Origin of the sequence: Thermosynechococcus sp. M3746_W2019_013 (assembly GCF_015296045.1) — a bacterium.
In the GTDB taxonomy this organism is placed as follows: Bacteria; Cyanobacteriota; Cyanobacteriia; order Thermosynechococcales; family Thermosynechococcaceae; genus Thermosynechococcus.
On the sequence record NZ_DVDW01000027.1, the window covers coordinates 106,412 to 121,188 of the forward strand.

The 14,777-nt window shown below is 53.7% G+C and carries 13 protein-coding genes and 1 tRNA gene; 5 read left to right on the forward strand and 9 right to left on the reverse strand.

What is annotated here, in order from left to right; genetic code table 11:
* The first annotated feature begins 7 nt into the window (after nt 1-7).
* On the forward strand, nt 8-727 hold the full coding sequence (locus IGQ16_RS05750; RefSeq protein ID WP_297060574.1) for a peptidase: 720 nt from the start codon (nt 8-10) through the stop codon (nt 725-727).
* Nucleotides 720-1,835 (forward strand): DUF819 family protein, encoded by a 1,116-nt coding sequence (locus IGQ16_RS05755; RefSeq protein ID WP_297060576.1) that lies wholly within the window; start codon nt 720-722, stop codon nt 1,833-1,835. Before IGQ16_RS05750 ends, IGQ16_RS05755 begins: the two co-directional genes overlap by 8 nt.
* On the opposite strand, the gene IGQ16_RS05760 is transcribed toward IGQ16_RS05755, so the two are convergent.
* Nucleotides 1,827-3,146: a class I SAM-dependent methyltransferase gene (locus IGQ16_RS05760; RefSeq protein ID WP_297060578.1), complete on the reverse strand. Its 1,320-nt coding sequence runs from the start codon at nt 3,144-3,146 to the stop codon at nt 1,827-1,829. The genes IGQ16_RS05755 and IGQ16_RS05760 overlap by 9 nt on opposite strands.
* 81 nt (nt 3,147-3,227) lie before the next feature.
* Nucleotides 3,228-4,499, reverse strand: coding sequence for an FAD-dependent hydroxylase (locus IGQ16_RS05765; protein ID WP_297041100.1), 1,272 nt, complete (start codon nt 4,497-4,499; stop codon nt 3,228-3,230).
* A gap of 117 nt (nt 4,500-4,616) precedes the next feature.
* Here IGQ16_RS05765 and IGQ16_RS05770 point away from each other — a divergent pair, with 117 nt between their 5' ends.
* A complete protein-coding gene (locus tag IGQ16_RS05770; protein WP_297041099.1) occupies nt 4,617-5,207 on the forward strand; it encodes a DUF3318 domain-containing protein in 591 nt (196 codons plus the stop codon).
* Here IGQ16_RS05770 and IGQ16_RS05775 read toward each other — a convergent pair.
* Both IGQ16_RS05775 and trxA read right to left on the reverse strand, forming a co-directional pair.
* The gene (locus IGQ16_RS05775; protein WP_024125276.1) at nt 5,204-6,448 is read right to left on the reverse strand and encodes a DUF445 family protein; all 1,245 of its coding nucleotides are present in this window, start codon (nt 6,446-6,448) and stop codon (nt 5,204-5,206) included. The two genes, IGQ16_RS05770 and IGQ16_RS05775, sit on opposite strands and share 4 nt — an antisense overlap.
* A 168-nt stretch (nt 6,449-6,616) precedes the next feature.
* Nucleotides 6,617-6,931, reverse strand: coding sequence for a thioredoxin (gene trxA, locus IGQ16_RS05780; RefSeq protein WP_297060579.1), 315 nt, complete (start codon nt 6,929-6,931; stop codon nt 6,617-6,619).
* A 138-nt stretch (nt 6,932-7,069) separates the two neighbouring features.
* Between trxA and IGQ16_RS05785 the strand changes: the two genes are divergently transcribed.
* Complete coding sequence (locus IGQ16_RS05785; RefSeq protein WP_297060581.1) at nt 7,070-8,713, forward strand: AarF/ABC1/UbiB kinase family protein; 1,644 nt, start codon at nt 7,070-7,072, stop codon at nt 8,711-8,713.
* A gap of 15 nt (nt 8,714-8,728) precedes the next feature.
* On the opposite strand, the gene IGQ16_RS05790 is transcribed toward IGQ16_RS05785, so the two are convergent.
* The 4 genes from IGQ16_RS05790 to IGQ16_RS05805 form a co-directional block, all read right to left on the reverse strand.
* Nucleotides 8,729-9,010 carry a DUF3593 domain-containing protein gene (locus tag IGQ16_RS05790; RefSeq protein WP_297039483.1) on the reverse strand — a complete coding sequence of 94 codons (282 nt, stop codon included), beginning with the start codon at nt 9,008-9,010 and terminating at the stop codon, nt 8,729-8,731.
* Nucleotides 9,010-10,800 carry a translational GTPase TypA gene (gene typA, locus IGQ16_RS05795; RefSeq protein WP_024125272.1) on the reverse strand — a complete coding sequence of 597 codons (1,791 nt, stop codon included), beginning with the start codon at nt 10,798-10,800 and terminating at the stop codon, nt 9,010-9,012. The genes IGQ16_RS05790 and typA overlap by 1 nt, the downstream gene beginning before the upstream one ends.
* 328 nt (nt 10,801-11,128) lie before the next feature.
* Nucleotides 11,129-11,210 (reverse strand) — tRNA-Tyr (locus tag IGQ16_RS05800).
* A gap of 71 nt (nt 11,211-11,281) precedes the next feature.
* Nucleotides 11,282-11,782 (reverse strand): hypothetical protein, encoded by a 501-nt coding sequence (locus IGQ16_RS05805; RefSeq protein ID WP_297060583.1) that lies wholly within the window; start codon nt 11,780-11,782, stop codon nt 11,282-11,284.
* Between the two features lie 35 nt (nt 11,783-11,817).
* On the opposite strand from IGQ16_RS05805, the gene IGQ16_RS05810 reads away from it, so the two are divergent.
* Entirely contained in the window at nt 11,818-13,800 is a 1,983-nt protein-coding gene (locus IGQ16_RS05810) for a CHASE2 domain-containing protein (RefSeq protein WP_024125270.1), read from the forward strand.
* 92 nt (nt 13,801-13,892) lie between these two features.
* On the opposite strand, the gene IGQ16_RS05815 is transcribed toward IGQ16_RS05810, so the two are convergent.
* A partial coding sequence (locus tag IGQ16_RS05815) for a YadA-like family protein (protein ID WP_297060585.1) occupies nt 13,893-14,777 on the reverse strand: 885 nt, incomplete at its 5' end.

Below are 14,777 nucleotides of genomic sequence, written 5' to 3' on the forward strand. Positions count from 1 at the left end.
CGCCAGTATGAAGCGTTGGTGGTGGTTCTTGGTGTGCATGGTTGCCCTAGGACTGATGTTGGACGGTACCCCAGGGAATTGGGAGTCCTTGGCGGGCACCCCAAACCTGACGCGCCAGAATATCCAATTACCACCAGCGGTTTACTATCCGTTGCCTCCGTCCCTAGCTGAGATTCCTAGGAAAGGCGAAGATTATTTTGATGAAGTCCAACCGGTGGAAGTGGGCTATTTACTGTGGACTCGGTTCCCAGTCACCGTTGCCATTGAACCCCCCCGGTGGGATCCAAACCATGTGTGGCAAGCAGCCGCGGCCCAGGCAGTAGCGGAGTGGTCAACCTATTTGCCCTTAGAAATTGTTGATCCCAGCCGCCCTGCCAATATTCGCCTCCTCTCGCAGCGACCCACAGATCAAAATAACCGCCGCGCCCGCTTTGCTGAAACCAGCTATGAACTCTTTGTGGATAGCCAAGGGGTACTGCGCCATCGCTGCCGTGTCGTGGTGCGCCCTACCCAAGCTGCTAAGTTTGTTCTTGGGGCGCTGCGCCATGAACTGGGTCATGCCCTTGGCATTTGGGGACATAGCCCCCTACCCACTGATGCCCTCTATTTTGCCCAGGTAGCAGACCCGCCTCCGATTTCGCAGCGGGATGTGAATACCCTGCGGCGGGTCTATGAGCAACCCACCCGGTTGGGACAGCGACTACCAGAATGGACGCCCCATGGATGAATCCTTGATCCTTTGGGGCATCCTATTGACGCTGACGGCTCTAGGGCTATGGCTAGAGCATCGCTTTCGCTGGGCAGCACGGTTGGGGTCTTCGCTGATCATTCTGATTTTGGCGGCCGTCTGCGCCAATGTTGGTATTCTTCCCCAGCAATCTGCGGTCTATGACACAATCTACGACACCATTACCTCGTTGGCGATCGTCTGGCTACTGCTGCTGGTGAATTTACAGGATGTGGGGCGCCTGGGGCGATCGGCCCTGTTGGCCTTTGGCCTTGCCAGTTTTGGAACCTTGGTGGGTGCGCTCCTTGCCAGTGTCCTGTTCCATAGTCGGTTTCTGGGGGATACCCCCCGCTTGGCGGGAAGTTTGGCAGCCAGCTATATTGGCGGCAGCCTTAACTTTGTGGGGGTTGGGCGTGCCCTTAACCTTTCGGATTTGCTCTTTAGTGCGGCCACGACGGCAGATAACTTGCTCACAGCCATTTGGCTGGCAACCACGCTGAGTCTGCCTTCGCTGTTGGCACGCTTTTATCCCCCCCAGGAGGAGGGGGAAGCGGTTACCGTAACCTCCCTGCCCACCGCCTCAGCGATCGCTCCCCTAGATTTAGGGATTCTCCTCAGCTTGGCCGTGGCTGTCTTGGTACTGTCAAGGGCACTGCATCGGTTTTGGCCGCTCATTCCCACCCTTGTCTGGCTCACCACCCTCAGCTTGGCATTGGCGCAATTTCAGTGGATCCGCTATCTGCGGGGGATGGGGGCTTTGGGGATGTTTGGCCTGAATCTTTTTTTTACGGTGATTGGTGCTGGTACCCATGTGCCATCCCTAATTCCGGTGGGAATGGAAATGATTCTCTTTACCACTGTGATTGTTTTTACCCATGGTCTCGTCACCTTTGGCCTTGGGGTCCTCCTGAAGTTGGATGTAGAACTGTTGGCTCTTGCCTCCCAAGCGGCTGTTGGCGGGCCTACCACTGCCGTTGCCCAAGCCACTGGTCGGCATCGGCCCCAACTGCTGGGTGTAGGGATTACGTTGGGATTGCTGGGATACGCGATCGCCAACTATTTGGGATTGGCGCTTGCCCAAGTTCTGGGCTGGATTGGCCTAGGGTAAGCTGACAAGAACAAACAAACTGAGTTCCAAGCGGGTCAAGAGGGCTTGCAGTTGCTGCCGTGCCACCCTTGGTTCAATGGGTTCGAGTGTGACGGGGTCAAGGGGTGCCAAGCATTGATAGCGATCGCACAAGTCCGGAAAAGCCAAGGGGTGATCAAACAGGGGCAATAGGGTTGCCAGGCCGAGGGGATCCACATAGACAGGGGTGGGACTAGAAAAGGACATAAACGTACCCAGATCAACAATCATCCGATCATTGAGGTACCCTAGCCATTTTTCCTTGATTGCCTCCGTACACAGTTGCGGATGTAGATGAACCGTACTTTGATCCCACTGCTCCTCCGACCATTCCCCCAAGTCGGCTACGGTGGCGCGGGGTTGCGGACTACACCAAAAATCCAAGAGGCGATGCACCGGATGCAGAAGGTCGTACATCTCCAACTGCACGGACTGCGGCACATCGGGTAGGCTCAAGGCCAAAAAGGTGGGCAGGTTTTCTGGGTCTTTGAAGAGATCCACCAGATTCCAGTGGCGCCAGTTGACCATGGAAATAAATTCTAGACCCGCTGCTTCTAGGTATTGAAACAGCTGGGGAATGGTGCTGCCTTTATCTGCCACCAGTAGATGATTTGCCAAGAGGGTCTCATTGCTCTCTTGCTGTTCGTAGTGGGGGTTCCAGGTTCGGGCTTTGAGATCCACACCATCCTTGAGTTCTTTCATGATGTCGCGGACGATGTCTATTTCCATTTCTTCGGGATTCTCGTCCATCAAGCCCATCAGCTTAAAGAGATTTTGGGCACGAAAGAAGGGGAAGCGCTGCAGCGCACTGTGGAGATTACTGCGGAGAATGCCATCGGGCTTAAGGACACTTTTGAGGGCATTGAGGCCTTCAACAGGGTCAGGCAGCAAATATAACACTTCATCGCAATTGATGTAGTCAAACTGCTCGCCCCAACTGGGCAAATCCAAAATCGAGCGCACCTCAAAGTAAACGTTATCAAAGTGATGGAACTTGAGCCGCTCCGCCGCCAACTTCACAGATTCAGGGGATAGATCAATACCCACAATTTCCGCACCGGGGTTGGCGATCGCCAGGACTAAGGACTTATAGCCCGTGCCACAGCCGGCATCGAGAATCCGCTTACCCTTGGTCTGTGGCACCCGATGATCCCGCACATAAAAGGGGGTCACTAAATCGTGGACAAAAAGAACGTTCGGGTCATCCTTGGGAGTTTTGTCAATGGCCACACGGGGATAGGGACCATAGTCAAACTGGCGGCGAATTTTCTCTAGATCATCCGTAGCAGCCATCCCTCTCTCCCAAGCAGTTGGTTTCTCTGTCAAATTGATACTACAAGAGTGCTGGCACTGGAGATAGGTGCGTAGAAAGTTTTAACGCCCTCTGGGGAATTGACAATCGGTCGGCAGGGGGAGGAGGAGACCTGCCATAAACCGTAGCACCAGACGCTTGAGGGGGGAAACGGTTCGCAACAGCCACAGCCCGCAGCGGCGCACCGCCACCAAAGGCCACCATGTATTGGAAAACAGACGGTTAAGGAAGTCGGTAAAGGCAAGGGTCAAGACATTTTGCCACCAGCGTTGGCGGTGAAATTGCATGAGGTGTCGGCGATCGCCAATTTCCTCAAGGGGGGTAGCCAAAATCTGCTGTGCCAGATTCCACACATCCCGCAGTCCCAAATTGAGTCCTTGTCCCCCCACGGGATGGCAGCGGTGGGCTGCATCGCCAATGACCACAAAGCGATCCGCCGCGTAGGAGTTGACTTGCATGAATTGGGCTGGAAAGACAAAGCGATCGCTCACAGCCGTAATCTCCGCCATCTGGGGATCAAGATAGGGCTGAAGTGTTGCTAAAAAGCTGCGATCGTCGAGGGCCGCAACGGCTTCCGCCTCTGGGTGGGGCAGTGTCCAAACCACTCGATAGCGATTCTGCGGTAGGGGTAGCACTCCCATTGGTCCTGTTGGCCAAAAGCGCTCGTAGGCAATCACAGGTTGGGGATGGGCAACCTCGAGGGTGGCAACCACACAGGACTGAGGATATTTCCATCCCTTGGGTTCAATGCCCATCTGCTGCCGTAGGGGAGACTTGCCACCCTCTGCGGCGACCACTAAACGGGCTGCCAAGTGAGCCACCTTGGGTTGGGTAGGGTCACCAGAAATCAGGGTCAACTGAGCGCGATCGCCCTGCACTTCGTTGGTCACTACCCGCCACGGGCAGTAGAACGTGACATTGCTGGCAGACTGTACAACGCTCTGAAGGGTCTCGGCGATCGCTGCGTGCTCACCCACATAACCAATGGCTTCCGTGCCCAGATCCGCTGGGGAAAAGTTAACCATCAAGGGGAACCGTTCATCGGAGAGTTGCACCACCTCAAAGGGCTGCACATGGGGCATGAGCTTATCCCACACCCCTATTTCCTCAAAGAAGTAACGAGACACTTGGTGGAGGGCGTAGGCTTGACCCTTGGTGTTTTCCCGCCTGTAGGGAGTTGCCTCAATGAGGGCGATCGCTAGACCACTGTTGCGTAGCGCACAGGCCAGACTTAGACCCACAATCCCGGCACCAACAATCGCCACATCCACGGCGGGCAGCTCTTGAGCAGAAGCGACCAGGGACGGTTCTGAGGGGGCAAAGGCCGATGTCATCACCATTTTGATTTGGGCACAAAAAACACATGCCCCTTTATTCTAAGAAATCTGCAAGATTGCCGGAAATGTACAGCAATGGCAGACTAGGGGCAGAGCAATTGCATCACTATTCCTATGACCCCAGAAGCTGAGATTCATCGTCTGCTTGATCTCATGCCGGCGTCGGCACGGATGCGCTGTAAGTTGGTTTCTCGACCGCAACAAAGCCAAGTCCTGCGCTATCAGCCCCCTCTTCCTTGGGGCGATCGCCCAATTGAAATTAACTTTCGCCTGTGGCAGCATCTCGATCCCCCAGAGCGCGATCTGTTACTGCTGCGGGCAGTGGCTTGGTTTAACACCACGGGTTTGATCAAACTTGACCTCTACCAAGGACTAACGGTGGCCGGCTTACTGGGTACCCTCTTCCAGGCAATCCAAGCAGACCCCATTGGTATTTTGGTGGCGGGGGGGCTAACCACCTTTGCGGGGCTGCAAGTGTGGCAAAATACGCGGGGAATTCCCGTGGAGGTGGCGGCCGATCGCCAGGCCCTGCTCTTGGCTCAACGGCGCGGCTACAGTGAACAAGAGGCTGCCAAAGCGCTCCTTTCAGGTATCTCTCGGGTAGCAGAGTTGGAACGCCGTCCCGTTCTTGATGTCACTGAACTGATTCGCTGCCAAAACCTGCGCCAGTTGGCGGGTGAGTCTGAAGTCAAAGTTCCCGTTTAGGGCACTTGCAGACTTTGCCAGTACAAAAAGCCTGCCTGTACCACCCCAATTAAAAAGCCAAGAATGCCCCCCAAGCGGACAATAGCTTGCAACTCACTGCGAACAATGCCCTGAATTGCTAGTTCGAGATTTTCTGGTGAGGTGGCCTTGACCCGATCCACAATCACCCGATCTAAATCCAAAATCGGAATCGCCCGCTCAATGATCAGTTCCATATCCCGTTCCAGATAGCGATCGAGCACCAAAGCCAATTCATCGCTGACCACTTCCAAGGAGGCACCCAGACTCGCCGAATCTCGCAGTCGCCGCAAAATACTCAGGGAAATCGTTTCCCACTCCACCGTTTGACTGACCGTTTCAATGACGCTAGAGCCCTGCTCTTGGATATAACTGCGCACCGTCTGCCGAAACAGTTGCCGTAGCTCCCGCACCGTACCGAGGGGCAAACTTTGCAGGGTAATATTTTGCAGGGCTTCCACCAAGCGTTGCCGCAGTGCCAATGCCGTAATCAATTCTCCGAGGCGGCGGTTACAGGCTTCCCGTTCATTGAGACAATACTCCCGCAGACGAATCAAAGTATTGCGCACTCCCACAAGATTAGCCACGACCCAATAGGTGCCACTGGTATTTTGCCGTAGTTCTTGATCGAGGACATTAATCGTGCGATCGGTGAGAAAGTCAATTATCGCCAGTCGTAGGCGATCGGGGGGCAGCATGACCGACAGCAGCCAATCCGCTAGTTTCTCCGCCTGTTCATCATTCAGTTGCAGCTCCACCAATACCTGATCAAACAATTGATTGAGTTGCGGCTCCAAAAAATCTTCCCGCCGCGACCACACCTTAATCAAACGGGGCAAGGCACTGCCAAAAAAATCCCGCAGAATATTCGCCAAAACTTGGGCCGATCGCTGTTCACTTTGAGCCTGAATTTGGCTAAGACTTGTTTGGAGGAGCCAATGGATGACCGCCTTCACCCGTTGCACTTGCAACAGCCGCCGCGCTAAGTTTTGCAGCTCCTCCGGCGTTAAGAGGGAACCCAGAATGGCATCGGCAATTCGACGGGCCAGCCGCTCCTGATTGCGGGGGATGAGACCAGGAGTAAAGGGGAGTTGCTTGCCGCCTACATAAACTGGCTTGTAGGGGCGAAAGAGCATTGTAATTGCTAAATCATTCGTAAAGTAGCCGATGACCCCCCCCGCCAACGGTGGTACAAGCAATGTCCAATAGCTAATCTCTGCCAATGCTGGCCTTCGCCTCCTCTGTTTGCTGACAACTTTTTTCTAGGCAATGCACAGGCGCAAAATAGCCACAGCCATCTTGGTGCCGGATTATCCCCGCCTTTTCCTAAGGGGCTGTGGCTATCACCGCTGTTGGTTATCTTGGTCATACGCCCTTAAGCCCTTAAAAGTTTACAGCCGACGAATGGCATCAATCAGAACTTCTGGCGGTTGCACTCCTTCCCAGCGCTGTACTTCACGGCCTCGGTGGAAAAGAATCAATGTGGGCAGGGCCTGAACGTGGTATTGGCTCGACAGTTGAGGATAGCGCTCAGAATCAATTTTGACCAGCTCGACCTCGGATTTCAAATGTTTCTTGACCTGCTCTAAGATAGGAGCCATCATTCGGCAAGGGCCACACCAGTCGGCATAAAAGTCAACCAAGAGGGGCTTATCCGTTGTGGCTAGGAGATCGCTAAAGCTACTAAATTGACGTGTGGTTGCCATAGTCAATTCCGATCAAGACTCTACCCTCATCATAGACACAGGGCAGAAAAACTAGCGAAAGGATGGCTGCCCCAGTCTGAATAGGCGGGAAAAAGGCGCTATTGTTGAGGTTGAGCGCTCTGTTGTGATTGCTGCTGGATGCTCGTTACTGCTTCTACCTCTCGTCCCAGTCGCTGGCTGCTGTTTCGCCGTATTAGCCAAATTGTGGGAGTACTGGGGCAATTTGGTAGTCAACTGCTGTGGGACTATACTTGGCGGCGGAGTCATCGCACTCAATCCCAACGGGCCCGTTGGCTCGTACAGCAATTATTGGTCTTGGGACCGACGTTTATTAAAATTGGTCAATTTCTCTCGACGCGATTTGATCTGTTGCCCCCCGCCTATATTGAGGCCCTGAGGAAACTACAGGATCAGGTGCCTCCCTTTGACTCGCGGCGGGCGATCGCCCTGATTGAGCAGCATTTGGGGCAATCCCTTGGGGATCTCTACGCCACATTTGATCCAAAACCCCTTGCAGCGGCCAGTCTCGGCCAAGTCCATCGGGCAAGGCTCCATAGTGGTGAAGAGGTGGTTGTGAAGGTGCAACGCCCACAACTGGAGGCGCAACTGTATCTGGACTATCTGGCCATTGGTGAACTCATTCGCTGGGCCGATCGCTGGCTGCCCTTTCTTCGTCCCTATGCCCTCCAAGAGATCTATGAGGAGTTTTTTAGTATTCTGCTGCGGGAAATTGATTACATTCAAGAGGGGCAAAATGCCGATCGCTTTCGTGCCAACTTTGCTCAAGACCCCTATATCCGTGTTCCTAAAGTCTATTGGACCCATACCTGCCACTATGTCTTGACGATGGAGTATCTCCCCGGCATTCGCATTGACAATCGAGCCGCGATCGAAGCCTTTGGCTTAAATCCCCAGATGATTAACCAGCGGGGAATTTGTTGCTATCTCAAGCAGTTATTGATTGATGGCTTCTTCCACGCTGATCCGCATCCGGGGAACTTGGCCGTGACCAAAGAGGGTGATCTCATCTTCTATGACTACGGCATGATGACGGAAGTGCCGGCCCTGAATCAGCAGCAGATGGTGCAAACATTTTTTGCCGTGCTACAAAAGGATAGCGATCGCGTGATTGCTGCCTTGATGGAACTGGGTCTGTTGATGCCTGTCACTGATAGAGTTCCCCTACAACGGATTATGCAATTGATTCTAGATCGATTTACCGAACGCCCGGTGGATTTAGCCGCCTTTAGAGAACTGCAACAGGATGTCTATGCCCTGTTTGAGCAGCAACCCTTTCGCCTACCGGCAAAGATGACCTACATTCTCAAGTCCCTCACAACCCTCGATGGAATTGCCCGCAGTTTAGACCCTGAGTACAACCTAAGTGCTGCTGCCCAGCCCTTTGTTAAGGAATTGATGCGTCATTCACGGCCGGGCTGGCGAGAATTGATTCATCAAACCCAAACCCTAATCAACCAGCGACTACAGCAGCCCAGTCGGGTTGAAGTGCGGCTGCAACAGTTAGAGGATCGCTTGGCTCGCGGCGAACTCCAAGTCTCTGTGCGTCATCCGACGATGGAGCGGCAACTGCGGCGGATAGAGAGTTTGTTGATCTGTTTGGTTTATCTGGGGTTGGCTGGTTTTACCCTCTTGGCGGGGGCAATGTTGTGGTCCGCCAAGGCCCCGGGGGGAGCGATCGCCCTCTTTACAGTAGCCGCACTGGCAGGCTTGGCGCTGGTGCGCAGTTGGCTTCGCTTTCTCTGGTTATGCCGCTGGCAATAGGTGCACGACAGTGAACTACGATGATTCCTTGAGGGCGCGGCGAAAGCCCAAGGCAATCAGGATATTAGCTAATGTCAGAAAAAATTCTGCTCCCCCGTGCAGCCCATCTACATTGGCTAGGGTTGTGCCATAGACGCTTTGGGCATAGAGGCCCGCTGGAATGGTGACGGCGACAAAGACCAGTGTCCCATAAAAGCCAATAAGGGCTAAACGGGGTGTGTGGGGGTTGCGGGTCATGAAGTACAAAAACCCCAAATAGGGAAACAGTGAGAGGGCAAAAAAGGCATTCGTGAGCATTAGCGGCGTACCAGCTTCTTGCTCATTTTCCGCAGTCGAATCGATTGGGGCGTTACCTCCACCAGTTCATCGGGGCCAATGTACTCTAGGGCCCGCTCTAGGCTCATTTCCACGGGTGCTTGCAGTTGCACCAGTTCATCCCCCGTTGAGGAGCGGAAGTTGGTGAGTTGTTTGGTTTTGCAGACATTAATTTCAAGGTCTTGGGGACGGTTGTGCTCACCGACAATCATACCCCTATAGACTTTGGTGCCAGGGGTAATGAAAAAGACACCGCGATCTTCGGCATTTTTTAGGGCATAGAAGGTGGCTGTGCCCTCCTCAAAGGCAATTAAGACGCCATTGCGTCGGGTGCTGATCTCCCCTGCCAAAGGACGATAGTCCAAAAAGCTGTGGTTCATAATCCCTTCGCCGCGCGTTAGGCGCATAAACTCGCCCCGGAAACCAATGAGACCCCGCGCTGGGATCACAAACTCCAGTTGAGTCCGACCATTACCTCCCACCTGCATATCCTGCATTTCACCGCGTCGCTGGCCAAGGCGCTCAATACAGCCGCCAACGGCTTCATCGGGAACGTCGAGCACTAAGCATTCATAGGGTTCGCAAGGCTGACCATTGACTTCGCGGTAGATCACCTGTGGCTGGGAAACTTGGAATTCATAGCCTTCGCGGCGCATGGTTTCAATGAGAATGCCAAGGTGCAATTCACCCCGACCAGAAACGGCAAAGCGATCGGGGGAGTCGGTTTCTTCGACCCGTAGAGCCACATTGGTTTCCAGTTCCCGAAAGAGGCGATCGCGCAATTGCCGCGAGGTCACAAAGGTTCCCTCCTGACCGGCAAAGGGGGAGTCGTTGACAGCAAAGGTCATTTGCAAGGTCGGTTCATCCACCTTGATCAGGGGTAGGGCTTGGGGGTTGTTGGGGTCGGTAACGGTTTCGCCAATGTTGGCATCACTAAAGCCCGCGATCGCCACAATATTGCCGGCACTGGCTGTGTCTAATTCAATTCGCTTGAGTCCCTCAAAGCCCAAGAGTTTGGTAATCTTTGCCTTGACAATTTGGCCATTATCCTTGACTAAGGCGGCCTGCTGCCCCACTTGGATGGTGCCATTGTGAATCTTGCCAATAACAATCCGCCCTAGGTACTCGGAATAATCCAAGGTTGTCACCTGAAGTTGCAGCGGCGCATCGGGGTTGCCCACTGGCGGTGGAATATGGCGGACAATGGCTTCAAAGAGGGGCTGCATATCCTTGCCCTCTTCGTCTAGATCTGTTTTTGCGTAGCCCGCCAACCCCGAAGCAAAAAGATAAGGAAACTCACACTGATCGTCATCTGCCCCCAGCTCAATGAATAGGTCCAACACCTTATCGATGGCTTTGTAGGGTTCCGCCTGGGGCCGGTCAATTTTATTCACAACCACAATGGGTCGCAGACCTTTCTCAAGGGCTTTTTTTAGAACAAACCGCGTTTGGGGCATCGGCCCTTCGTTCGCATCCACAATCAGCAGACAACCTTCCACCATGCCGAGGACACGCTCCACTTCACCACCAAAATCGGCGTGGCCGGGGGTATCGACAATGTTAATCGTCAATTCTTTGTAGCGAACCGCAGTATTTTTGGCCAGAATCGTAATGCCGCGTTCGCGCTCCAGATCATTGGAGTCCATGACGCACTCGGGAATATCTTCCCCTTCGCGAAAGGTACCCGACTGGCGCAGTAGGGCATCCACGAGGGTGGTTTTGCCGTGGTCAACGTGGGCGATAATGGCAACATTACGAATCGGCAGACTCATAGGTTCTTCTTGAAAGTTTCGTAATACAAAATTGACAAAATTGACAAAATTGAGGAGTGTGACAAACTGTTACAATCGTAGCGCAGTTTGGGAAGGAAACTGAGCCAGAGGCTGCTTGCGATCGCCAGCGGTGTTGATCTTGGCTGCGCCAAGTCTGTCACCAGGCCGCTTTCGGAGACGACTGCTTTGGCAATTGCACCCTTGGTGAGCTCAGTTGGCAGAAAACTGAGGCAGTTGAATTTTCCTTAGCTCCTTTGTCTGAATCCCGCTTTGGCGGGAAGGCAAGGACTTTCTTGTCCCTGAATTGACCTACTTGGTTTTGCCTAGATGGGCCGGGCTGGATTCGAACCAGCGTAGGCGTAGCCAACGGATTTACAGTCCGCCCCCATTAACCACTCGGGCACCGACCCTTTCATCGCGATTCTTTAATATATCACATAAGGGGGAAGGCTTGGTATTGCCCTTTTGAGAAAACAATTCCCTACTCGTCGAGGGTGTAGCTTTGCAGGGTTTCTAGGGGCTGTACTTTGAGGAGGCGTTCGGCACGGCGAATCTCGCTGTCATTCCCTTGAATCAAGATCAGGTATTTGCCGCGCTGCAATCGCTTTTCAAAGGGGATGCCGGACTTACCCGTAATTACCACTTGGAGGCCGCCGCCTACGGTGAGACTGCCCAAAGCGCCAGCGATCGCCCCAAAGATGCCCCCCAAAAGACTATTGTTTAGGCGATCCAGCATGGGCAGAATGTCAATTTGAGTTGCTTGGTTAAAGGTAAAACCAGCAAAGAAGCCAAAGGGAACCAGCCAGGTCAACATCCGTTGCATTTGCTGGCGGGCGACTTGAAATGGATCAGTCAGTCCCAACTCTGACCACTGTTTGTAGCCTCGCCCCAAGAGGGCTACTTTTTCCATGGGGAAACCGTCCTTTTCAAGCTGGGTGTAAACGGCCTCGGCCTGGAGGCGATCGCCCAGTGTCGCTACCAAGTAGTTTTTCATAGCGATAGGATGAAGGAAATCTTTTGCTTGCCTGCAAAGCGATGCTGCCCCCATTGTCCCACTTTCGCCGCACCTTTGCTGATCTGGGTCTGATTGTCGTGGCCAGTACCCTGGCCAGCACGGTTGTGATTGGGATTCGTCAAATGGGTTGGCTACAACCGCTGGAATTGGGTGCCTACGATCGCCTGATGCAATTGCGCCCTATGCCGGGCCCGGATCCACGACTATTGGTGGTAGCAGTCACCGAAGCCGATATTCAACGTTACCGCTCCCTATCGTTGCCGGATCAGCTCTATGCTCAAGCCCTACAAAAACTCCTCAAACATCAACCCCGTGCCATTGGCTTGGATATTTACCGCGATTTTCCCGTGCCGCCGGGGCATGAGGCGCTAAACCGCCTTTGGCTAAGTTCCGATCGCCTCTTTGCTGTCACAAAACTGGGGAATGCCACCCACGCGACCATTCGCCCGCCGGCTGCCCTCAGTACCGATCAGGTGGGATTTAATGATGTGACGGTTGATGCCGGTGGCATTGTCCGTCGCAGTTTGTTGTTTTTGCCCGACGACCAGGGGAATACGCTCTACTCTTTCTCATTGCGGCTGGCGCTGCGGTATCTAGCGGATGAGGGGATTGAGCCTCGCGGCAGTGATGCGGATCCCCATGTCATGCAGTTGGGGAAGAGCATTTTCACACCCCTGCAACCCAATGATGGCGGTTATGTAGGAGCGGACACGGCGGGCTATCAGGTGATGCTAAACTATCGCGGTGATCAGCGGGCGGTGACATGGGTGCCCCTTGAAGATGTGCTGACAGAACGAGTGGCACCAGAATTGATTCGCGATCGCGTGGTTCTCATTGGCAACATTGCCGAAAGTGGCAAAGATTTTTTCTATACGCCCTTTAGTTCCGGCCTGCGGGACAATCAGCGCATGGCGGGGGTATTTATCCATGCTCAAATGGTGGGGCAATTCATTGATGCGGGTTTGGGCGATCGCGCCGTCATTTGGTTTTGGCCCGACAGTATCGAGAATGTTTGGATTGTGCTTTGGGCATTGATTGGCGGGATCCTTGCTTGGCGAGTGCGCCATCCTCTAGCCTTAGCGACGGCAGTGGCAGCAGCTCTACTGCTGCTTTTGCTCACCTGTTATGGCCTATTTCTTAAGTTGGGCTGGGTTCCCCTTGTGCCGCCGGCATTAACACTCCTGCTTAGCAGTGGGGGAGTTGTTACCTACACCGCCCAACAAGCTCAACAACAACGGCAAATGGTGATGCGCCTCCTTGGCCAAAGTATCTCCCCCGAAATTGCTGCCACCCTATGGGAACAGCGAGATCAACTCCTTAAGGACGGCAAGTTACCCGGCCAACGTCTGATTGCCACGCTCCTTTTTACCGACTTAAAGGGTTTCAGTACCATTTCTGAAACAATGGAGCCGGAGGAGCTTTTTAACTGGCTGAATGCCTATCTGGAAAAAGTCGCAGATGTGGTGCAAAGCTACCACGGTGTGATTAATAAGTTCACCGGTGATGGCATTATGGCGGTGTTTGGCGTGCCCATTAAACGGACAAGCCGTGAAGGAATTGCCATTGATGCCCGCAATGCCGTGGATTGTGCCTTGGCCTTGGGACAACTACTCGAGGAGCTAAACCGCGAATGGGCTGCCCAAGGGCTACCGCAGGTGATGATGCGGGCGGGGATTTATACCGGTCCGATTGTTGTTGGCAGTCTCGGTAGTAAAAATCGCCTAGAGTACGGTGTTATTGGCGACAGTGTGAATACAGCCTCCCGCCTTGAAAGTGTGGATAAGCACCGCCAACCCAGTCCCTGTCGGATTTTAGTGGCCGAAGAAACCTTGCAGTACCTCGGCGATCGCTACGAAGTCGAAGCATGGGGACCTTTGGAACTCAAGGGAAAAGAGCGCAAAATCAAAGTCTTTCGCATTCTGGGTGTACGCAATGGGCTGGCCCTTGGTCCTAACCAACCCACGGCAATCGAACTGGAAATTTAGTGCCCGCAAGGGAGGGAGCTGCTCAACTATCAGAAATATAAGAGGGCTGACCCCCCATCTGCTGGCAACGGTGGGCGCGATCGCGCATGGGCCTAAAACCGAAAACCCAGACCAAGGCGAACTAGTGGCGATCCGGCACTCGAGAAACTGGCGCCAGCATCAATGACAATTGGACCTGCTTGATGGGCCATGGCCACCCCTACAGCACTATAGCCGCTATAGGAACCAAAACCAATGTTAAATGTTGTTTCACCAGAGCGCGCCGGCACAATGGGCAATAGGGCAGCCGCAGAAGCAATACCCGCAAAAGCTTCGCCCCGTAATTGATTAACTTGCGCATCGGTATAGGCATTGGCGGCTCCTAGGGCCACTGCTCCCATACCATCAACATAGGCTTTGTTGACGGCATCGGTGGGTAAAATGGGGGTAGCGACATTGGTAATCCGACGTTCAGCACCAGGGGCACCCACCGAAACGGTATTTGCTGCGGTGGTAACGGAGCCGGCACCAATGGCCACACTATTAGGATGAAGAGCCTGGGATGATGGGCCGAGGGCGATCGCGTTATTAGCATTGGTTGCGGCATTATTACCGATAGCGATCGCGCCCACGCCAGCAGGATTTGCCCCATTTCCCAAGGCAATGTTTCCACAGGTTACCGTTGCACCCGTAATCGAGCAAATACCGGTGGCAAATAGTTGATTAATGAGCGCAGAAAGCTGGCTGCCATTAATTGCATCAGTACTTGTTGGTGCAATGATACCAGGAGCAACATTAACTACTTTTCGCTCTTGGCCAAGAGCACCAACAGAAACTGTATTGGGTTGGTTGGCCACTGAACCGGCACCAATGGCCACACTGTTGGGAGCAGTGACTTGGGCATTTCGACCAATGGCAATTCCATCCACAGCGCCGGCGGAAGCTGTGGAGCCTATAGCGATACTGTTATTGGAATTTGCAACACTTTGATTGCCTAT

Excerpts from the sequence above, each read along its gene's own strand:
- IGQ16_RS05770 (WP_297041099.1), top strand. The coding sequence starts at position 4,617 with ATGACCCCAGAAGCTGAGATTCATCGTCTGCTTGATCTCATGCCGGCG.
- trxA (WP_297060579.1), bottom strand. The coding sequence starts at position 6,931 with ATGGCAACCACACGTCAATTTAGTAGCTTTAGCGATCTCCTAGCCACA.
- IGQ16_RS05790 (WP_297039483.1), bottom strand. The coding sequence starts at position 9,010 with ATGCTCACGAATGCCTTTTTTGCCCTCTCACTGTTTCCCTATTTGGGG.
- IGQ16_RS05750 (WP_297060574.1), top strand. The coding sequence starts at position 8 with ATGAAGCGTTGGTGGTGGTTCTTGGTGTGCATGGTTGCCCTAGGACTG.
- IGQ16_RS05765 (WP_297041100.1), bottom strand. The coding sequence starts at position 4,499 with ATGACATCGGCCTTTGCCCCCTCAGAACCGTCCCTGGTCGCTTCTGCT.
- IGQ16_RS05785 (WP_297060581.1), top strand. The coding sequence starts at position 7,070 with ATGCTCGTTACTGCTTCTACCTCTCGTCCCAGTCGCTGGCTGCTGTTT.
- IGQ16_RS05760 (WP_297060578.1), bottom strand. The coding sequence starts at position 3,146 with ATGGCTGCTACGGATGATCTAGAGAAAATTCGCCGCCAGTTTGACTAT.
- typA (WP_024125272.1), bottom strand. The coding sequence starts at position 10,800 with ATGAGTCTGCCGATTCGTAATGTTGCCATTATCGCCCACGTTGACCAC.
- IGQ16_RS05755 (WP_297060576.1), top strand. The coding sequence starts at position 720 with ATGGATGAATCCTTGATCCTTTGGGGCATCCTATTGACGCTGACGGCT.